The 19,622-nt window shown below is 67.9% G+C and carries 14 protein-coding genes and 1 tRNA gene; 7 read left to right on the top strand and 8 right to left on the bottom strand.

What is annotated here, in order from left to right; translation table 11 throughout:
* Complete coding sequence (locus ACQW02_RS08710) at positions 1–858, top strand: N-formylglutamate amidohydrolase (protein WP_431284877.1); 858 nt, start codon at positions 1–3, stop codon at positions 856–858.
* Here the strand turns inward: ACQW02_RS08710 and ACQW02_RS08715 are convergent.
* Genes ACQW02_RS08715 through ACQW02_RS08745 form a run of 7 tightly spaced genes read right to left on the bottom strand, consistent with a single transcriptional unit; the run spans position 847 to position 9,345 of the window.
* A complete protein-coding gene (locus ACQW02_RS08715) occupies positions 847–1,437 on the bottom strand; it encodes a cysteine dioxygenase (RefSeq protein WP_431284878.1) in 591 nt (196 codons plus the stop codon). The genes ACQW02_RS08710 and ACQW02_RS08715 overlap by 12 nt on opposite strands.
* A 4-nt stretch (positions 1,438–1,441) precedes the next feature.
* Positions 1,442–2,221, bottom strand: a complete 780-nt coding sequence (locus ACQW02_RS08720) for a class II aldolase/adducin family protein (RefSeq protein WP_431284879.1) — start codon at positions 2,219–2,221, stop codon at positions 1,442–1,444.
* A gap of 10 nt (positions 2,222–2,231) precedes the next feature.
* Positions 2,232–4,511: a molybdopterin guanine dinucleotide-containing S/N-oxide reductase gene (locus ACQW02_RS08725; protein ID WP_431284880.1), complete on the bottom strand. Its 2,280-nt coding sequence runs from the start codon at positions 4,509–4,511 to the stop codon at positions 2,232–2,234.
* Positions 4,512–4,513: 2 nt separating this feature from the next.
* On the bottom strand, positions 4,514–5,251 hold the full coding sequence (locus ACQW02_RS08730; protein ID WP_431284881.1) for an enoyl-CoA hydratase/isomerase family protein: 738 nt from the start codon (positions 5,249–5,251) through the stop codon (positions 4,514–4,516).
* 1 nt (position 5,252) lies between these two features.
* Positions 5,253–6,227, bottom strand: a complete 975-nt coding sequence (locus tag ACQW02_RS08735) for a Bug family tripartite tricarboxylate transporter substrate binding protein (RefSeq protein WP_431284882.1) — start codon at positions 6,225–6,227, stop codon at positions 5,253–5,255.
* 23 nt (positions 6,228–6,250) lie between these two features.
* Positions 6,251–8,371 carry an acetate--CoA ligase family protein gene (locus ACQW02_RS08740; protein ID WP_431284883.1) on the bottom strand — a complete coding sequence of 707 codons (2,121 nt, stop codon included), beginning with the start codon at positions 8,369–8,371 and terminating at the stop codon, positions 6,251–6,253.
* Between the two features lie 8 nt (positions 8,372–8,379).
* Positions 8,380–9,345, bottom strand: coding sequence for a Bug family tripartite tricarboxylate transporter substrate binding protein (locus ACQW02_RS08745; protein ID WP_431284884.1), 966 nt, complete (start codon positions 9,343–9,345; stop codon positions 8,380–8,382).
* Positions 9,346–9,499: 154 nt separating this feature from the next.
* Between ACQW02_RS08745 and ACQW02_RS08750 the strand changes: the two genes are divergently transcribed.
* Positions 9,500–10,276: an IclR family transcriptional regulator gene (locus tag ACQW02_RS08750; RefSeq protein ID WP_431284885.1), complete on the top strand. Its 777-nt coding sequence runs from the start codon at positions 9,500–9,502 to the stop codon at positions 10,274–10,276.
* Between the two features lie 69 nt (positions 10,277–10,345).
* Here ACQW02_RS08750 and ACQW02_RS08755 read toward each other — a convergent pair.
* Positions 10,346–10,429 (bottom strand) — tRNA-Leu (locus ACQW02_RS08755).
* Positions 10,430–10,544: 115 nt separating this feature from the next.
* Between ACQW02_RS08755 and ACQW02_RS08760 the strand changes: the two genes are divergently transcribed.
* The 5 genes from ACQW02_RS08760 to ACQW02_RS08780 all read left to right on the top strand — a co-directional run bounded on the left by ACQW02_RS08760 (position 10,545) and on the right by ACQW02_RS08780 (position 19,585).
* Entirely contained in the window at positions 10,545–11,489 is a 945-nt protein-coding gene (locus ACQW02_RS08760) for a complex I NDUFA9 subunit family protein (RefSeq protein ID WP_431284886.1), read from the top strand.
* Between the two features lie 201 nt (positions 11,490–11,690).
* Positions 11,691–13,121 (top strand): NAD(P)-dependent oxidoreductase, encoded by a 1,431-nt coding sequence (locus tag ACQW02_RS08765; RefSeq protein WP_431284887.1) that lies wholly within the window; start codon positions 11,691–11,693, stop codon positions 13,119–13,121.
* A 5-nt stretch (positions 13,122–13,126) separates the two neighbouring features.
* Entirely contained in the window at positions 13,127–17,659 is a 4,533-nt protein-coding gene (gene gltB, locus ACQW02_RS08770; protein WP_431284888.1) for a glutamate synthase large subunit, read from the top strand.
* Between the two features lie 63 nt (positions 17,660–17,722).
* Positions 17,723–18,391, top strand: coding sequence for a glutathione S-transferase family protein (locus ACQW02_RS08775; protein WP_431284889.1), 669 nt, complete (start codon positions 17,723–17,725; stop codon positions 18,389–18,391).
* A 153-nt stretch (positions 18,392–18,544) separates the two neighbouring features.
* Positions 18,545–19,585, top strand: coding sequence for an ABC transporter ATP-binding protein (locus ACQW02_RS08780; protein ID WP_431284890.1), 1,041 nt, complete (start codon positions 18,545–18,547; stop codon positions 19,583–19,585).
* The last annotated feature ends 37 nt before the right edge of the window (positions 19,586–19,622 follow it).

Consider the following 19,622-nt stretch of genomic DNA (forward strand, 5'->3'; position numbering starts at 1 on the left):
ATGCTGATGCACGTCCGGCCTGGCGTTTTCATGCGCCGGGACCCTGTCGCCAATGCGGCGCCCGTGGTCTTCGACATTCCGCGCAGCGGCGCGGAATACCCGCGGAGCTTTCGCACCACGGCACCCTTCGCCGATGTCCACCGCTCCATCTCGATGTATGTCGAGGAGGTGTATGGCGATGTGCCTGTGGCTGGGGCCACTTGGCTCTATGCGTGCTTCCCGAACGTGTTCATCGATGCCAACCGGCATGAGTTGGACATTGACCCCGATGCGATCGAGGGCGACTGGCCCGAGGCGCTGCGCCCGTCGGAAAAGACGCGTGCTGGTATTGGCCTGATCCCGATGGTCTGCGCCGGGACCACGCGGCTTTATGCCGGCAAGCTCGCGGTGGAAGATGTGCGCAGCCGGCTGGATGACTACTACTGGCCCTACCACAATGAACTTGCCCGGCTGCTGGCCTCGTTCCGCGAAAGCCAGGGCATCGCGCTGCATATGAGCTGCCACAGCATGCCGGCGATCGCCGGCGCGGGCACGGCCGATGCCGGTCAGCGCAGGTCGGACTTCGACCTAGGCGACCGCAATGGCACGACCTGCGGGGCGGAGGTCGTCGATCTGGTGGGGTCGGTGCTACGCGGCTTCGGCTACAATGTGACGAACAACCGCCACTTCATCGGCGCCGAGGCCGTTCGCAAGCACGGCGACCCGAAGAATGGCATCCATAGCCTGCAGATCGAGTTGAATCGCGGCCTCTACATGGACGAGACCGCGCGCACGCGCGGCCCCGGCCATGCGCAGGTCAAGGCGCATCTTGGCGAGTTGGCGAAGGCGCTGGTCGCCTTCGCCGCGTCACGCCGATAGGCGCCAGGGGTTCGGCAAGCGGTCGTTGGCGTAGCCGGAGATGAAGGTTTTTGGCGCGCCGGTGACCGGATCGAAGGTATGGCGCGGCACGGCGCCGATATTGGCGCCGTAGACATGGATGCTGACCGATACCGTGTCGGGCAGCGCATTGGCGACACGGTGGATATCACCCAAGGTTGGTGAGACGGCATCGACCATGCCTGCCTCCAGCCGTTCATGCCCGGTCGGGACGGGGGGCGTGCCGGGGGCAAAAAGCTCGGCTTCCTCGGCGCCGCGCAGCACGCCGATCAGGCCCCATACGGTGTGGTCGTGGATCGGCGTCCTCTGGCCCGGACCCCAAACGAAGCTGACGACGGAAAACCGCTCCAGCGGGTCGCAATGCAGCAGGTATTGCACGTAATGCGCTGGATGCGGCTGGGCGAAGTCCGGCGCCAGCCAGTCGTCGGTGGCGATCAATGCGGCCAGCAGCGGGCGGCCGGCGGCGAGCAGCGAGTCTTCCGTGGCGCCGGGTTCGGAGACCAGCCGCGTCATGTCGCGGATGAAGTGGCGCAGCCGATCCTGGCCGGGGGGCGTGGTCATGGCGTCAGCCACGGTAGTTCGGGGCGTCATTCTCGATCATGCGCAGCGAGGCATCCCAGGCCAGTTGGATATGCGGCTTGGTGGGATCGGTCGGGCCTGTCTGGCGTGAGGTCTTCAGCCGCACTTCCTCCGGCGGCAGCACCAGCTTCGCACCGCCGGCCAGGGCCGCGACCTGGGCCTGGCAGGCGCGTTCCAGGAAGTAGATCAGGTGCCAGGCTTCCTGCACCGTCGTGCCCGCGACCAGCAGGCCGTGATTGCGCAGGATCATCGCCTTGTGCGGGCCGAGGTCGGCGACCAGCCGCTCCCGCTCGTCCAGGTCGAGCGCGACACCCTCGTAGCCATGGTAGGCGAGGTGGCCATAGAACTTCAGCGCGTGCTGGCTGATCGGCAGCAAGCCGTGTTCCTGCGCCGAGACCGCGATGCCCGCAGCGGTATGCGTGTGGATCACGTATTTCAGGTCGTCGCGCGCCATGTGGACGGCGGAATGGATGGTGAAGCCCGCGCGGTTCACGACGCGGCCACTCAAACCCTCCTGCTCCACGACATTGCCGTCCAGGTCGATCTTCACGAGGTCGGAGGCGCGCATCTCATGGAACATCACGCCGTAGTGGTTGATCAGGAAATGATGATCCGGCCCCGGCAGGCGTGCGCTGATATGAGTGTAGATCAGGTCGGTCATCTTGTGATGCGCGACCAGGCGATAGAGCGCCGCGAGGTCGCAGCGGATATCCCATTCCTCCGCGCTGATGCCGGCAGGGATGGTGTTCGGGCTGGCGATGTTCATGAAAACCTCCTCAGATCAGCTTCGGTAGGCGATGGGCCTGGACGTCGGGGATCGGACCGGTCGCGGCCGCGACCTGCACCAGGCAGGTCTGCGCGATGCAGCCCTGCGACAGGCCTGATGCCGGGATGTCGAGTGTCAGCACATTCGGATTGCCATGGCGCTCCGGCCCGCCGGTCGGGTCCGGGTCGAACCAGGCGCCGGTCGATAGGCGCACGACGCCGGGCATCACCGCATCGGTGACGCGCAAGCCGACCAGGCAGGCGCCGCGATCGTTGAAGGCGCGAACCACCTGGCCGTCATGCAGCCCGCGCGCCATGGCGTCGTCGGGGTGCATGCAAAGCGGCGCGCGCCCGGCGATCTTGTCGGCCGCGCTATGCGGGCTTGGGTCGAGTTGGCTGTGCAGCCGCGTCGCCGGCTGGTCGGAGATCAGATGCAGCGGATGCCGCGACGCGACCGCCGCGCCGAGCCATTCCGCCGGCTCCCGCCACACCGCATGGCCGGGGCAGTCGGCGATGCCGAAGCCGGCGATGGTGTCGCTGAAGATTTCGATCTTGCCGGTTGGCGTATCGAGCGGATTGGCCGCGGGATCGGCGCGGAATTCCGACAGGAAGACCGGCGCCGCCGCGGGGGGCGGGATTTCGGCCACGCCATCCTGGCGGAAACGGTCCCAGTCGGGCAGCGGCACCCCGGCCTTGGCGGCGCGGGCGCGGCCTTCCTCGTAGATGTGGCGCAGCCACTCGGCGGCGCTGCGGCCTTCGGTGTAGGCGTCCTCGGCGCCCAGGCGTCGGGCGAGATCGGCGAAGATCGCGAAATCATCGCGTGCCTCGCCGGCCGGGCGCTTCACCCGGGCCATCAGGATCATGTGGCTTTCGCGATTGGCGTAGCCGATGTCCTCGCGTTCCAAGGTCGTCGTCGCCGGCAGCACGATGTCCGCCATGCGCGCGGCCGGGGTCCAGAATTGTTCGTGGGCCACGATGGTTTCGGGCCGCGCCCAGGCCTCGGTCAGGCGGTTCAGATCCTGGTGGTGGTGGAAGGGATTGCCGCCCGCCCAATAGACCAGGCGGATGTCGGGATAGGCATGGGTCGCGCCATTATAGGTGAAGGGCGCGCCGGGGTTCAGCAGCATGTCGGCGATGCGCGCGACCGGGATGAAGCCGCGCACGGGGTTACGCCCCTGTGGCAGCGATGGCCCGCTGAAGCGCGATTGCGGGCTGCCCATCAGGTTGGTGGCGCCGTAGCCGAGGCCGAAGCCGCCCCCCGGCAAGCCCACCTGGCCCAGCATCGCCCCGAGCGTCACCAGCCCCCAAAAAGGTTGTTCGCCGTGGTGCGCGCGTTGCAGCGCCCAGGCGATGTTCAGCATGGTGCGGCTGGCGGCCATGTCGCGCGCCAGGGCGGTGATCCGGGCTGCGGGGATGCCGGTGATGGCCTCGGCCCAGGCGGGGTTCTTGGGTTGCCCGTCCTGCGCGCCGGTCAGATAGGGCAGGATTCGGTCGAAACCGATGCAATGGCTCGCGAGGAAACCCGCGTCATGCAGCCCCTCGTCCTGCAACACGAAGCACAGTGCCAGCAGCAGCGCGGTATCGGTGTTCGGGCGGATTGCGATCCATTCCACATCGGCTCCGGTGTCGAGGTCATCCCGCGTCGGGCTGATGTTCACGAAGCGGCAGCCGGCGGCCGCCATGCGGCGCAGCCCGCCGGGGATCCGGTGTTCGCTCGCGCCACCGGCCGAGACCTGCGCGTTCTTCGCCGGCACGCCACCAAAAGTGACGAACAACTGGGTATGCTCCGCCATCACGTCCCAGGCCGTGTGGCGCGCCATCAGATCATCCATCGGCCCGACGATATGCGGCATCAGCACCCGCGCGGCGCCCAGGCTGTAGCTGTCGGCGTGGCGGACGTAGCCACCGATGCTGTTGAGGAAACGATGGATCTGGCTCTGCGCGTGATGGAAACGCCCAGCGCTGGACCAGCCGTAGGACCCGCCAAAAATCGCGCCATTGCCGTGTGCGGCCTTCACCCGGGCCAGTTCGCCGGCCACGAGGTCGAGGGCGGTGTCCCACGAGACCTCGACGAAATCCTCCCGGCCGCGGCCGTTTCGCGCTCGTCCTTCCAGCCAACCCTGCCGCACCGCCGGTCGCCGCACCCGAACCGCGTCGAGTTCCGGCGCCAGCGCATGCAGCCCGATGGGCGAGGGGTCGGGGTCGTGGCGGAAGGGATGCAGGGCGACAGCCTCGCCGCCCTGCATCTCGACCTCATAGACGCCCCAATGCATGGCGGTCAGGGTTGTCATGGTCAGCGGTTCTCGAAGTGCGGGGGGCGCTTTTCGCGGAAGGCGGCCTTGCCCTCGGCAAAGTCTTCGGAGCCGCGCATCACCGCGACGCGGGCCAGGTGCATCGCGGCCTGTTCGGCCGGGCCGCGTGGCAGGATGGCGTCGTTGACCATGCTCTTCAGCGCGCCCAACACCATCGGCGCGAAGCCGGCCAACTCCTTGCCCAGTTCGATCGCGCGTGCGGTGGCTTCACCTTCCGGCACGACCTCATTCACCAGGCCCACGGCGGCGGCGCGCGGTGCCTCGATGGTGCGGCAGAGCAGCATGATCTCCATCGCCACCTTGTGCGGGATGCGTGCGGCCAGGCCCGCGATCATGCCGCCGGTGATGCCGAGTTTCGCCTCGGGGTAATAGAACTTGGCGCCGGCGCCGCAGACGATCAGGTCGCACATGATGGCGGTGACCATGGCCCCGCCGACGCACCAGCCCTCGACCGCCGCGATGACGGGCTTGGTGGTGGTGAAGCCCACGGTCGGCACGGCGCGCCACATGTCCGGCGGTTCGCCGACATCGGCGCCAAAGCTGAAGGCGCGGGTGCCGGTCGCGGTGATCACCGCGACGCGCTGGTCGGAGGCATCGAAATCCTGCATCGCCCGCTGCATGCCCTCGGCCATGCCGCGCGTGATGGCGTGGCCCTTTTCCGGGCGGTCGAAAGCGATGATGCGGACGGGGCCGTCGTCGCGGATGCTGATATTGTCCAAGTCAGTCTACCTTCACTTCGGCGCGGCTCAGCACATCGCCGAACATCGCATGGTCTTTTCGGATCTGTTCGCGAAAGGCTTCGCCCACCATCAGCCGGGGCGTTACGGCGGCACGGTCCAGGGCCTGCAACACCTCTGGCGTCTGCAGCGCCGCGGCGGATTCATCGGCAAGCCGGTTGACCAGGGCATCCGGCATGCCGGCCGGGCCGAGCAGCGCGAACCAGGACAGCCCGCCCATGCCGGGCACGCCGGCTTCGGCCATCATCGGCACATCGGGGATCGCGGCATTGCGGGTGCTGCCGAGCGTGGCCAAGCCGATCGCCCGCCCCTGGGCCACGGCCGGCACCGCCACGGTGTCGAAGATCACGTGGACCCGGCCGGCCAACAGGTCGGTCAGCGCCTGGGCCGAGCCGCGATAGGGCACGTGCACGATATCGATGCCGGTCGCCTGCTTGAACATCTCGCCATACAGATGCGTCAGCGTGCCATTGCCGGCGGAACCGAAGAACAGCGTGCCGGGGCTGGCGCGGGCAAGGGCAATGAACTCCGCCACGTTGCGCGCCGGCAGCGAGGGGGCGCCGGCCATCACGCCGCTCGATTCCCCCCACATCGCGATCGGCGTGAAGGACCGGAACGGGTCGTAGTTCACCCGCATCAGATGCGGGCTGATGGCCAGGATGCCGGTGGTGGTGCTGAGCAAGGTGTAGCCATCGGGGGCGGCACGCGCGACCAGGTCGGCACCGAGGGTGGCGCCCGCGCCAGGGCGGTTGTCGATGACCCAGGGCTGTCCGGTCTGGTCGCCCAGGCGCTTGGCCATCAGCCGCGCGACATTGTCCGACGTGCCGCCGGGCGGGAAAGGCACGATCAGGGAGATCGGCCGCGTCGGCCAGGCCTGGGCCAGGGCGTGGTGGCTCGACAGGACGGTTCCGGCGATGGCCGCCAGGGCCGTGCGGCGGGGCAGAGTGGGTGGCGCCATGGCTCAGTGCCTCCGTAGGCAGGTCATGCGGGCTCGGCCAGCGTGGCCCGGCCATCGACGGCGATGGCCCCTTGCCCGGCGGCCCGCACGATCAGCGGATTGATGTCGAGTTCGACCAGCCGCGATCCCAAATCCTGCGCCAGCCAGGACAGCCGCGCCAGCGCATCGCTCGCCGCCGCGACATCGACGGGCGGCCGCCCGCGCACCCCGGCCAGGACCGGCCACAGCACCAGCCGTCGCAGCATGGCCTCGGCCTGGGCGGGGGAGACGGGAGCGGGGGCGAGTTGCACGTCCTTCAGCACCTCGACCAGCGTGCCACCCAGGCCGACCATGATCATCGGCCCAAAGTCGGGGTCATGCGTGACGCCGAGGATGAGTTCGGCCTCGCCGCGCGCCATTTCCTGCACCAGCACGCCTTCGGCGGTGCCGGGGGCCGCCGCTTCGATGCGCGCCATGATGTCGGTGAAGGCATCGCGCACGGCCTCCGCATCGGTCAGGTTCAGGCGGACCAGGCCGAGGTCGCTCTTGTGGAGGATGGCGCGGCTGGCGCCCTTCATGACCACGGGAAAGCCGATGGCGGTCGCCGCCCGCACGGCGTCATCGGCGGTGGTCGCGGCGGCTTCCCGCGTGACGGGAATGCCATAGGCGGCGACGAGGCGCTTGGTCTCCTGTTCGGTCAGTGGGCCGGAGATGGGCAGGCCGGCGGGCAGGGCGGGGCCGGCGCCGTCCGGGCGCGCGGGCGGCGGGGCCTGTTCGGCGCGGCCCTGGGCGACGGCCTCCATGACCCGCCAGGCCTGCAGCGCATCGGCCATGCGGTCGAACCAGGGGTAATCCGCGTCCAGCATTTTTCCGCGCGCGCCGTCGCCGACGCGGCCGGCGGTCATGGCGTAGAGGATTGGTGTCGCCCCTTCACGCGACAGGCCAGGCAGCCGTGCCGCGTGGTCGGCCATGCGCGGCATCGTCGCCATCGGATAGATCACCGCGCCGATATCCGGATCGGTCATGAAGGCCCGCAGGCAGGCGGTGATGCCGTCGCCGGATGTGCCGCCATGAAAGGCGCCGGTGTCGACCGGCAGGTGCACATCCTTGGCCGGCATCCAGGGCGCCATCGCGGCGCGGGTGGCGTCCGACAGTTCACCGAGGCGCGCGCCGAAGCGCGGCAGCATGTCGGCCGTCACCGCCGTGGCGCCGCCGGAGGAAGCGATGACCGCGACCCCCAACCCCGGTGCCCGCAGCGGCGGCATGCGGACCAGCGCATCCGCGGCAAAGATCATCGCTGCGGGGTCGTCCATCGGCACCGCACCCGCGGCGCGGCAGACCGCGGCGAAACTCTCCCACGACCCCGCCAGCGACGCTGTGTGCGACGCAGCCGCCCGCGCCCCGCCTTCGCTGCGCCCGGCCTTGACGCAGAGCACGGGCTTGCCTGCCTCACGCGCGCGGAACAGCAGGTCGCGGAAGCGTTGCGGGTCGCGGAATCCCTCGGCGTAGAGGCAGATGACGCGCGTCGCGTCGTCGTCGATCAGGAATTCCAGAAAGTCGCAGAGTTCCAGATCAGCCTGGTTGCCGACGGAAATGCAGCGGCTGAAGCCCGCGCCATAGTCCAGCGCCAGGGACAGCAAGGTGCCCATCAGCGCGCCGGACTGGCTGACGATGCCGATGCCGCCCGCGCGCAAGACCGGCCCTTCCAGCGCCAGGGTGGAACTCAGCGCGGCGCGCCCGACCGGGTTGACGATGCCAAGGCAGTTCGGCCCGAGCAGGCGCATCCCGGCGGCACGGGCTGTCGCGACGATGCGGTCCTGCAGCGCGGCGCCCTCGGCCCCCGCATCCGCCAGCTTGCCGGTGATGACGATGCAGGCGCCGATGCCGGCTTCGGCGCAGGCCTCGATCTGCTCCAGCAGCCCTTCCGCCGGCAGGGCCAGGATGGCGACATCGATCGGCCCGGGCGCGGCGCCGACCGAGGCATAGGCCGGCAATTCCATCACCACCGCGCGCCGCGGGTTGATCGGCAGGATCTGGCCCGGGTAGCCGAACTTCTTGAGATAGGCGACGACGCGACCGCCGAATTTTCCCATGTCGTCGGAAGCACCGATCACTGCGACGGACTCAGGCGTCACCAGGCGGGCGAGGGGAATGCGATCGTTCATATCTGCTTTCATTCGAAGACCAGCCCCGCATCGCGCTTGACCCGGGCGAAGCGGTCGAGGTCGGCGGAAATGGCTGTCGCCAGTTCGGCCGGGGTGGAATGGCGCGGCATGACCCCAAGCCGCCCCAGGCGGTCGGCCGAGGCCGGGGCCGCGGCCATGGCGGCGGCGGCGGCATTGAGGCGGTCGACGATATCGCGCGGCATGCCGGCCGGGCCGACGAGCCCCACGGCACCCGAACTCATCAATTCCGGGAAGCCGGATTCCTGCATCGTCGGCACATCCGGCCAGCCCGGCATGCGCATCGCATTGGCAACCCCGATCAGCCGGACGCGGCCGTTGCTGGCCTCGGCGGCGACGGTCGGGTCGATCATGATCTGCACCCGCCCGGCGATCATGTCGTTCATCGCAAGCCCGCTGCCGCGATAGGGCACGTGCACGATGTCGATGCCCGCCTGCACGCGCAGCATCTCGCCCAGGAAATGCCCAAGCGATCCGGTGCCGGCGGTGCCGAAATTCAACCGCCCTGGTTCACGCCGCGCCAGCGCCACCAGTTCCTGCACATTACGCACCGGCAGTTCGATGCCGACGCCGAGCGGTGAAAAGGTCTGGGCCACGATCGAGATCGGGGTGAAGTCGCTGCGCGGATCATAGGGCAGGCGTGGCAGCACCTGGGGCACGGTGCCGAACGTGGCGGCATTGGTGACCAGCAGCAGGTAGCCGTCCGGGGCGGCACGGGCGACCATCTCGACCCCCACCACGCCACCGCCGCCGCCGCGATTCTCGACCACGACCTCTCGGCGCAGCTCGTCCTGCAGCCCCTGGGCCAGGACCCGGCCGATCAGGTCGCTGCTGCCGCCGGGCGGATAACTGACGACGAGGCGGATGGCGCGTGAGGGATAGGCGTCCTGCGCCACGCCCGGATGTGGCGCCGCGGCGACCAGCAGGGCTGTCGCCAAGGCCAGGAGTTTCCCCATGCCTGCCTCCCTTGCCGCGCTGTGCGATGACCGGCGGCTTTTGTTCTGTATCGTAGAACGTCGTTTTACATGCTAACCAGGCCACGCTGAACCTGGAACCGCGACGTGGCAAGCCCCGGACGCCGCGCGGTGCGTGCAAAAAAAGGACAAGGCGATGGCCGAAACCACGGCGCAGCGGCCCGGGCCGGACAAGAGTTTCGCCAAGGGGCTCGCCCTGCTGGAAGCCCTGGCGCGCAGCCCGCGGCCGCGCGGCGTCAGCGACCTGGCGCGCGAATTGGCGATGACCAAGAGCAACGCCTACCGGCTGCTGCAGACCCTGGCGGCCGCGGGCTTCGTGGCCCGCGACGGGGACAGCGCCGCCTATGCGGCCAGCCTGAAGCTATGGGAGCTGGGGGTGGCCGTGGTCGGCCGCATCGATGTGCGCCAGGTCGCGCATCCGCATCTGACGCAACTGGCGGAGGCGACGGGGGAGACGGTGCACCTGTCCATCCTGGACCGGCATGATGTGCTCTATGTCGACAAGGTCGAGAGTTCGCAGCCCGTCCGTGCCTATAGCAGCGTCGGTGGGCGTGCGCCGGCGCATTGCGTGGCGACGGGCAAGGCGTTGCTGGCCCATGCGCCGGCGGCGCAGGTGGCGCAGGTGCTGTCGCGGCTGGAGCCGCACACGCCCAAGACGATCACCGACCCGGCGGTGATGGAGCGGGAGCTCGCGCGGATTCGCGCGGAAGGCTGGGCGGCCAACCTGGGCGAATGGCGCGAGACGGTGTGCGGCATCGCGGCACCGGTGCGCGATTCGCGGGGTGAGGTCGTGGCGGCCGTGGGCATATCCGGGCCGACCGAACGGCTGCGGCCACGCCAGATGAAGGCGATGGCGCCGGTGGTCGTCGCGGCGGCCGCGGCGATCTCACGCCAATTAGGTGCACCAGTCTGAGGGGATTTGTGTGATGCTGGCGCGGGTTTTGCCAACCCGTCCGGGTGCGGTGGCAAACCGCGGGAAAAATGCCCAGGAAAGGACTCGAACCTTCACAACCTTGCGATCGCTGGCACCTGAAGCCAGTGCGTCTACCAATTCCGCCACCTGGGCACGGGGTAGGAGCGCTTCGTATGGTCTGGCGTGGACGCCGTCAAGCGGGGCTATGCTGCTTGGCGGAAGATGGTCGCGGTTCTAGGTGTCGCGCATCAGTATGGGGATCAGGTTCATGCGTCGTATCGCCGCGGTGTTTGGGGGGTCTGGCTTCATCGGCCGCCAGGTCGTGAAGCGCCTGGCTGCGCAGGATTACATCGTGCGAATCGTCACCCGCGATGCGGAGGCGGTGCAGCCGCAGATGACGCAGGGCCGCGTGGGGCAGATCGTCCCGGTCCTGGCCAATATCAGCGATGACGCATCCGTCGGGCGCGCGGTCGCGGGCTGCGATGTGGTGATCAATCTTCTGGGTATCCTGTTCGAGCGCCGCGCCGGCGATTTCACCCGCGTGCAGGCCGAGGCACCGGGGCGTATCGCGCGCGCCGCCAGCGCGGCGGGGGTTTCGCATCTGGTGCATATCTCGGCGATCGGGGCCGATGCGGGCAGCGACAGCCTCTATGCCCGCACCAAGGCGGAAGGGGAGGCGGCGGTGCGCCAGGGCTTCCCGGCGGCGGTGATCCTGCGCCCGTCGGTGGTGTTCGGGCCGGAGGATTCCTTCTTCAACCGCTTCGCCGGGTTGGCGCGGATGCTGCCCTTCATGCCGGTCGTGCATGGCGAGACGAAATTCCAGCCCGTCTATGTCGGCGATGTCGCCGATGCGGTGATGGCGGCGATCGCACGGCCGGATGCGGCGGGGCGGGTGTTCGAACTCGGCGGCCCGCGGGTGGCGAGTTTCCGCGACCTGATGGGCTTCGTGCTGACGACGACGCGCCGGCGCAAGCGGATGATCGACCTGCCGATGGGGCTGGTGCGGTTCCAGGCCCGAATCGGCGACCGCCTGCCCAAGCCGCCGCTGACGACCGACCAGTTGAAACTGCTGGAGCGGGACAATGTGGTGGCGGAAGGGGCGGATGGGCTGGCGGCCCTGGGGATCGCGCCGACGCCGATGGAAGCGGTGGTGCCGGGGTACCTGTCGCGGTTTCGGCGGGGCGGCGATCGGCGGGATACGTCTCCGGCGTGATTATCCCGAACCGGCCCTAAATCGAGTGCGTGGATGAAGGCTGGGCAAGTTTACGAAAAGGCAAACGGCATATTATGACAGAATTGCTGTCCTTTCGGTGTAAATAGCACTTTCGTCCCGGCCCGGACCATGTCATTGCTGCGACAGCGAAGGGGATCCCCTGCGGCAGATGACGCACGGGCGCCGGTAAGGAGTGTCGCGATGGCCGACCGCATGCTGCAATTTGTCTCCACCCCGCAGCGCACGCCCGAAAAGCGCAAGGCCGACCTGCGGCGCGAGGATTTCGACGAGATCTACGCCCGCTTCACGACCGAGCGCGCGGCCGAACAGGCCAGCCGGTGCAGCCAATGCGGCGTGCCCTTCTGCCAGGTGCATTGCCCGCTGAACAACAATATCCCCGACTGGCTGAAGCTGACCGCCGAGGGGCGGTTGGAGGAGGCCTATGAGGTCGTCTCCGCCACCAACACCTTCCCCGAGGTCTGCGGCCGCGTCTGCCCGCAGGATCGCCTGTGCGAAGGCAATTGCGTGATCGAAAAGGGGTTTGACAGCGTCACGATCGGCGCGGTGGAGAAATACATCACCGATACCGCCTGGGAACGCGGCTGGATCAAGCCGCCCAAGCCGCGCCACGAGCGCACGGAAAGCGTCGGCATCATCGGTGCCGGGCCTGCCGGGCTGGCCTGTGCCGAGGTGCTGCGCAAGCGCGGCTGGCAGGTCACGGTCTATGACCGTTACGATCGCGTCGGCGGGCTGATGATCTACGGCATCCCGAACTTCAAGCTGGAGAAGGACGTCGTCCTGCGCCGCCACGCGCAATATGCCGAGGCCGGGATCACCTTCGAACTCGGGGTCGATATCGGCCGCGACATCTCCTTCCAGGCGCTGCGCGACAAGCATGACGCGGTGCTGATCGCGACGGGTGTCTACAAGGCGCGCGACATCCAGGCCCCGGGCAGCGGGCTGGGCGGGATCGTGCCCGCGCTGGACTACCTGACCGCCAGCAACCGCAAGGGGCTGGGCGATGCGGTGGCCGATTTCGACAGCGGCGCATTGGATGCGGCCGGGCGCGACGTGGTGGTGATCGGCGGCGGCGACACGGCGATGGATTGCGTCCGCACCGCGGTGCGCCAGGGCGCCAAGTCCGTGTCCTGCCTGTATCGCCGCGACCGCGCGAACATGCCGGGCAGCATGCGTGAGGTTTCGAACGCCGAGGAGGAGGGCGTGCGCTTCCTCTGGTTGAACTCGCCGGAAGCCTTTGTCGGCGAGGGCCAGGTGACCGGCGTGCGGGCGGCCAGGATGCACCTGGGCTTGCCGGATGCGACCGGCCGCCAGCAGGTGGAACCGATCGCGGGCAGCAGCCACACGATCCCGGCCGGGCTGGTGATCAAGGCGCTGGGCTTCGACCCCGAGGACTTGCCGGCGATGTTCGACGAGCCGGGCCTGGGCGTGTCGCGCTGGGGCACGCTGCGGGTCGACCGCAAGACCATGATGACCAACCTGCCGGGCGTTTTTGCCGCCGGGGACATCGTGCGCGGTGCCTCGCTGGTGGTCTGGGGCATCAAGGACGGCCGCGATGCGGCGACGCAAATCCAATCCTATGTGGCTGCCGCGGCAGCCGTGGCGGCGGAGTGACCGACATGACCGAACAGACCGGTTCCGAGTTTGTCGCGACCTATGAGGCGGACCTCGCGCGACTGACGAACGAGGCGCATATCGACCTGCTGGAGCACGATGCCTGCGGCGTCGGGCTGGTCGCCAGCCTGGACGGGCAGCCGCGGCGTGATGTCGTGGAAGCCGGCATCAATGCGCTGAAGGCGGTGTGGCACCGCGGCGCGGTCGATGCCGATGGCAAGACCGGCGACGGTGCGGGCATCCATATCGAGATCCCGCAGGATTTCTTCGCCGATGCCGTGCGCCTCGGCGGCGACAAGCTGCGCCCGGGCCGCATCGGCGTCGGCATGATCTTCATGCCCAAGACCGATCTGGGCGCGCAGGAGCGCTGCCGGCAGATCGTCGAGACCGAAATCCTGAACGGCGGCTATGCCATCTACGGCTGGCGCCAGGTGCCGATCGACGCCTCGGTGATCGGCGAGAAGGCCAATGCGACGCGGCCGGAGATCGAGCAGATCCTGATCTGGGATCCGCGCGGCGTGACCGAGGATGAGTATGAGCGCGACCTGTATGTGATCCGCCGGCGGATCGAGAAGGAAGCCATCGCGGCCGAGGTGCCGTCCTTCTACGTCTGTTCGCTGTCGGCGCGGTCGCTGATCTACAAGGGCATGTTCCTGGCCGAGAGCCTGACCGCCTTCTACCCCGACCTGGTCGATCCGCGCTTTGTCAGCCGCTTCGCCATCTACCACCAGCGCTATTCGACCAATACCTTCCCGACCTGGAAGCTGGCGCAGCCGTTCCGCATGTTGGCCCACAATGGCGAGATCAACACGCTGCATGGCAACGTCAACTGGATGAAGAGCCACGAGACCAGGCTCTCGCATCCGCTGCTCGACGCCCACATGGCCGACATCAAGCCGGTGGTGCAGGCGGGCAGTTCGGATACCGCCACCCTCGATGCGGTCTTCGAGCTGCTGGTGCGCGGCGGGCGCGATGCGCCCATGGCCAAGGCCATGCTGATCCCCGAAAGCCTGGGCAACAACGCCACCATGTCGCAGGAACACCGCGACCTGTTCCTGTATTGCAACGCGGTGATGGAGCCCTGGGACGGTCCGGCGGCGATCGCCGCGACCGACGGCAAGTGGGTGATCGCGGGGTTGGATCGCAACGGGCTGCGCCCGATGCGCTACACGGTGACAGCGAATGGGCTGCTGATCGTCGGCTCCGAAACCGGGATGGTGAAGGTCGCCGAGGATGCGGTGCTGGAGAAGGGGCGCCTTGGGCCCGGCCAGTGCATCGGCGTGGACCTGACCGATGGCCGCTTCTATGGCGACGAGACGCTGAAGAACGCGCTGGCGGCCCGCAAGCCCTTCGGCAAGTGGATCGAGCGGACCACGCGCATCGACGAGATCGTGCGCGCCGATGCGGATGAATCCGCGACCTACCAGGGCGAGGCGCTGCGCCGCCGCCAACTGGCCGTCGGCATGACGCTGGAGGAGCTGGAGACCATCCTGCACCCGATGGTGGAGGATGGGGCCGAGGCCATCGGCAGCATGGGCGACGACACGCCGATCGCGGTGCTGTCGGAACATTATCGCGGCCTGCACCATTATTTCCGCCAGACCTTCGCCCAGGTGACCAACCCGCCGATCGACAGCCTGCGCGAAACCCGCGTGATGACGTTGAAGACGCGGCTCGGCAACCTCGGCAACATCCTCGATGAGGACCCGACGCAATGCGACATGCTGATGCTGGACAGCCCCGTGCTGTCCAATGCCGAGCATGCGGCGATGCGCGCCTATATGGGCGAATCCGCGGCGGAGGTGGATTGCACCTATGCCGCCGCCGATGGTGCGGTCGGGCTGCGCGCCGGCATCGAACGCATCCGTCGTGAGGCGGAGGAGGGCGTGCGGTCCGGTCGCGCCCACCTGATCCTGACCGACGAACACCAGAATGCCGATCGCGCGCCAATCCCGATGATCCTGGCGGTCGGTGCGGTGCATACGCATCTGGTCAAGCATTCGCTGCGCACCTTCACCAGCGTGAACGTGCGTGCGGCAGAATGCGTCGATACGCATACCTTTGCCGTGCTGATCGGGGCGGGGGCGACGACCGTCAACGCATACCTGGCGCAGGAAAGCATCGCAGACCGGCATCGCCGCGGCTTGTTCGGCAATACCAGCCTGAAGGATTGCGTCGCGAAGTATCGCAAGTCCGTCGACAAGGGCTTGCTGAAGATCATGTCGAAGATCGGGATCTCGGTGATCTCCTCCTATCGCGGCGGCATGAATTTCGAGGCGATTGGCTTGTCGCGCGCCTTGGTCGCGGAATTCTTCCCCGGCACGCCGTCGCGCATTTCCGGCATCGGCTTGCAGGGCATCGCGCGTCGCGTGCTGGCGCTGCACGAACACGCCTGGGCCGAGGATGTCATCACCCTGCCGGTCGGCGGGCTGTACAAGCTGCGCCGGCGTGGCGAGGCGCATGCCTTCGACGGCAACCTGATCCACATGCTGCAATCGGCGGTGGAGAGCGACAGCTACCAGACCTTCAAGCGCTATTCGGAAGCCGTGCGGAAGATGCCGCCGGTGGCGTTGCGCGACCTGCTGGATTTCCGCAGCGAGGGCCGCACGCCCATCGCGATCGAGGAAGTCGAAAGCATCACCGAAATCCGCAAGCGCCTGTTGGCGCCAGGGATTTCGCTGGGTGCGCTGTCGCCGGAAGCGCATGAGACGCTGTCCATCGCGATGAACCGTATCGGTGCGCGCAGCGACAGCGGCGAGGGTGGCGAGGACCCCGCCCGCGCCAAGCCGCGCGCCAATGGCGACAATGCCAATAGCGCGATCAAGCAGATCGCCTCCGGCCGGTTCGGCGTCACCGCCGAATACCTGAACAACTGCCGTGAGATCGAGATCAAGGTCGCCCAGGGCGCCAAGCCGGGTGAGGGTGGGCAGTTGCCCGGCTTCAAGGTGACCGGGCTGATCGCCAAGCTGCGGCATTCGACGCCGGGGGTGATGCTGATCTCCCCGCCGCCGCACCACGACATCTATTCGATCGAGGATCTGGCGCAGCTCATCTACGACCTGAAGCAGATCAACCCCGAGGCTTCGGTCTGCGTGAAGCTGGTGTCGCGTTCGGGCATCGGCACCATCGCGGCCGGTGTCGCCAAGGCCAAGGCCGATGCGATCCTGGTGTCCGGCCATTCCGGTGGCACGGGTGCCTCGCCGCAATCCTCGATCAAGTACGCCGGGCTGCCCTGGGAAATGGGTCTGTCCGAAACCCACCAGGTGCTGCTGCTGAACCGCTTGCGGCATAGCGTGAAGCTGCGCACCGATGGCGGCATCAAGACCGGGCGCGACGTGATGATCGCGGCGATGCTGGGGGCCGAGGAGTTTGGGATCGGCACGGCCTCCCTCGTCGCCATGGGCTGCATCATGGTCCGCCAGTGCCACAGCAACACCTGCCCGGTCGGGGTCTGCACCCAGGATGACGCGCTGCGCCAGAAGTTCGCGGGCAGCCCGGAAAAGGTGATCAACCTCTTCTCCTTCGTGGCGGAGGAGGTGCGGGAGATCATGGCCTCGCTCGGCCTGCGGCGGATGACCGATGTGATCGGGCGGACCGATTTGCTGCGCCAGGTCAGCCGTGGCGCGGACGACCTCGACGACCTCGACCTGAACCCCTTGCTGGTGAAGGCCGATGCCGGGGGCCATCCGTCGCATTGCACGATCGTGGGCCGCAACGAGGTGCCGGAGACGCTGGATGCCGACATGATCCGCGACGCCGCGGCCCTGTTCGAGCGGGGCGAGAAGATGCAACTCGCCTACAACATCCGGAACACCCACCGCGCGATCGGCACCAAGGTGTCGTCCAAGATCGTCCGGCAGTTCGGCATGACCGGGCTGCAGGATGGGCATCTGAGCGTGCGGCTGCGGGGGTCGGCCGGCCAGTCGCTCGGTGCCTTCGGCGTGAAGGGGCTGCGGCTGGAGGTCTTCGGCGATGCCAATGACTATGTCGGCAAGGGGCTGTCGGGGGCGACAATCGTGGTCCGCCCGGCGCCGTCGTCGAACATCGTCTGGAACGAGAACACCATCATCGGCAACACGGTGCTCTATGGCGCGACGGCGGGGTCGCTGTTCGCGGCGGGGCAGGCGGGTGAGCGCTTCGCCGTCCGCAATTCCGGCGCGACCACGGTGGTCGAGGGCACCGGGGCCAATGCCTGCGAATACATGACGGGCGGGACGGTGGTGATCCTGGGGGCGGTCGGCGATAATTTCGGTGCCGGCTTTACCGGGGGCCAGGCCTTCATCTGGGATGCCGATGGCACCTTCGAAAAGCGGGTGAACCCGGAGACGCTGCTGTGGCGCCGCCTGGGGTCCGCGCATTGGGAATCGGTGCTGCGCGACCTGATCGCCCGCCATGTCGCGGAAACGGGCAGTCGCTTCGCGGCGCGGCTGCTGAACGACTGGGAGGCCGAGCGGGGCCGTTTCTGGCATATCGTTCCCAAGGACTATGCCAAATACCTGGAGCGGCCGATGGAGGAGATCGCGGTCGCTGCTGAATAGGGGGCCTGATTAGGGTCCTGCGGGTGGACGCATGTGCCGGGGCGTGGCATCCCGCGCCCTGACATGCGTCTTCTCCATCACCTTCCTCTCTCGCCCTATTGCCGCAAGGTCCGCCTGGCGCTGGCCGAGAAGCACATCCCGTTCGAGACGGTGGTGGAGAAGGTGTGGGACCGGCGGGAAGCCTTCCTGGCCATGAACCCCGCCTGCACCGTGCCGGTGCTGGTGGAGGAGAATGGCCTCGTCATCCCCGATTCCAACGCGATCTGCGAATACCTGGACGAAGCCTATCCCGACCCGCCGCTGATGGGCCGTACCCTGGCCGAGCGCTGCGAGGTGCGGCGCCTGGTCGCCTGGTTCGACCAGAAGTTCGGCAATGAGGTCACGGCCAACCTGCTGACCGAACGCACGATGAAGCGCCTGATGGGCCGTGGCCATCCGGAAGCCGCCTCCCTGCGCGCCGGCTACCAGAACCTGCGGGGGCATCTGGATTACCTCGGCTGGCTGGCCGAGACGCGGCCCTGGCTGGCGGGGCGGGAATTGAGCATCGCCGACCTCGCGGCCGCGGCGCACCTGTCGTCGCTGGACTATATCGGCGATGTCGATTGGGTGGCGCATGACGCGGTCAAGCACTGGTATGCGCGGGTGAAGTCGCGGCCGTCGTTCCGCACGATCCTGGCCGACCGGGTGCCCGACCTGACGCCCGTCGCGCATTACGCGGACCTGGACTTCTGATCCAAACCCGCGGGCGCGGCTGAAGACGCCCCATTGCGCCCGGACCGACGCGGCGGCTAGCCTGCGGCAACGCCCGGTATCAAGGGCGATCTGGGAGTAGGCTTGCCATGCAATTTGCGATCACCTCGCCGATCCTGGCGCGGCACTGAGCCTATGGCCGGTGTTTCCATCCGTCAGGCACGCAAGGCCTATGGCAGCACCAAGGTGCTGCATGGGGTCGATGTCGAAATCGGCGATGGCGAATTCGTCGTGCTGGTCGGCCCCTCCGGCTGCGGCAAATCCACCCTGCTGCGGATGATCGCGGGGCTGGAGAATATCACCGAGGGCGAAATCTCGATCGGCGGGCGGGTGGTGAACAAGCTGCCGCCCAAGGATCGCGACATCGCGATGGTGTTCCAGAACTACGCGCTCTACCCGCACATGACCGTGCGGGAGAACATGGCTTTCTCCATGATGCTGGCCAAGGCGCCAAAGGATGTCATGGAGCGCGAGGTCATGCGCGCCGCAAAAATCCTCGGGCTGGATGTGCTGCTGGACCGCTACCCGCGGCAATTGTCGGGTGGGCAGCGGCAACGTGTCGCGATGGGCCGCGCCATCGTGCGCGATCCGCAGGTCTTCCTATTCGATGAACCGCTGTCCAACCTGGACGCCAAGCTGCGCGTGCAGATGCGGTCGGAGATCAAGGAGCTGCACCAGCGGCTGAAGGTGACGACGGTCTATGTCACCCACGACCAGATCGAGGCCATGACCATGGCCGACCAGATCGTGGTGATGGATGGGGGGCATATCTCCCAGGCGGGGGCGCCGCTCGACCTCTATGACCGCCCGGCCAACCTGTTCGTCGCGGGCTTCATCGGCAGCCCGGCGATGAACCTTCTGCCCGGGGAGACCCGGGACGGCGCCTTTCACGCGGCCGGCGGGGCGGTCTTGCCCTTGCCGCCGGGGCTGGCGGGGACGCCCAAGACCTATGGCGTTCGGCCGGAACATCTGCGGCTGGATCCGGCGGGTATCCCCGCGGTCATCGTGCTGGTCGAACCGACCGGTTCGGAAACCCAGGTCACCCTGCGCATCGCCGATACCCAGTTGATCGGGGCCTTCCGCGAACGCGTGAACGGCCGCCCCGGCGATGCCTTGCGGATCACCCCGGATTTGCACCTGGTCCATCTGTTCGGAGCCGACGGCCAGCGGATTTGAATTGCGACGCCAATCAACACAGGGAGAAAAACAAGAA

This window comes from Humitalea sp. 24SJ18S-53 (assembly GCF_050632385.1).
GTDB lineage: Bacteria > Pseudomonadota > Alphaproteobacteria > Acetobacterales > Acetobacteraceae > Humitalea.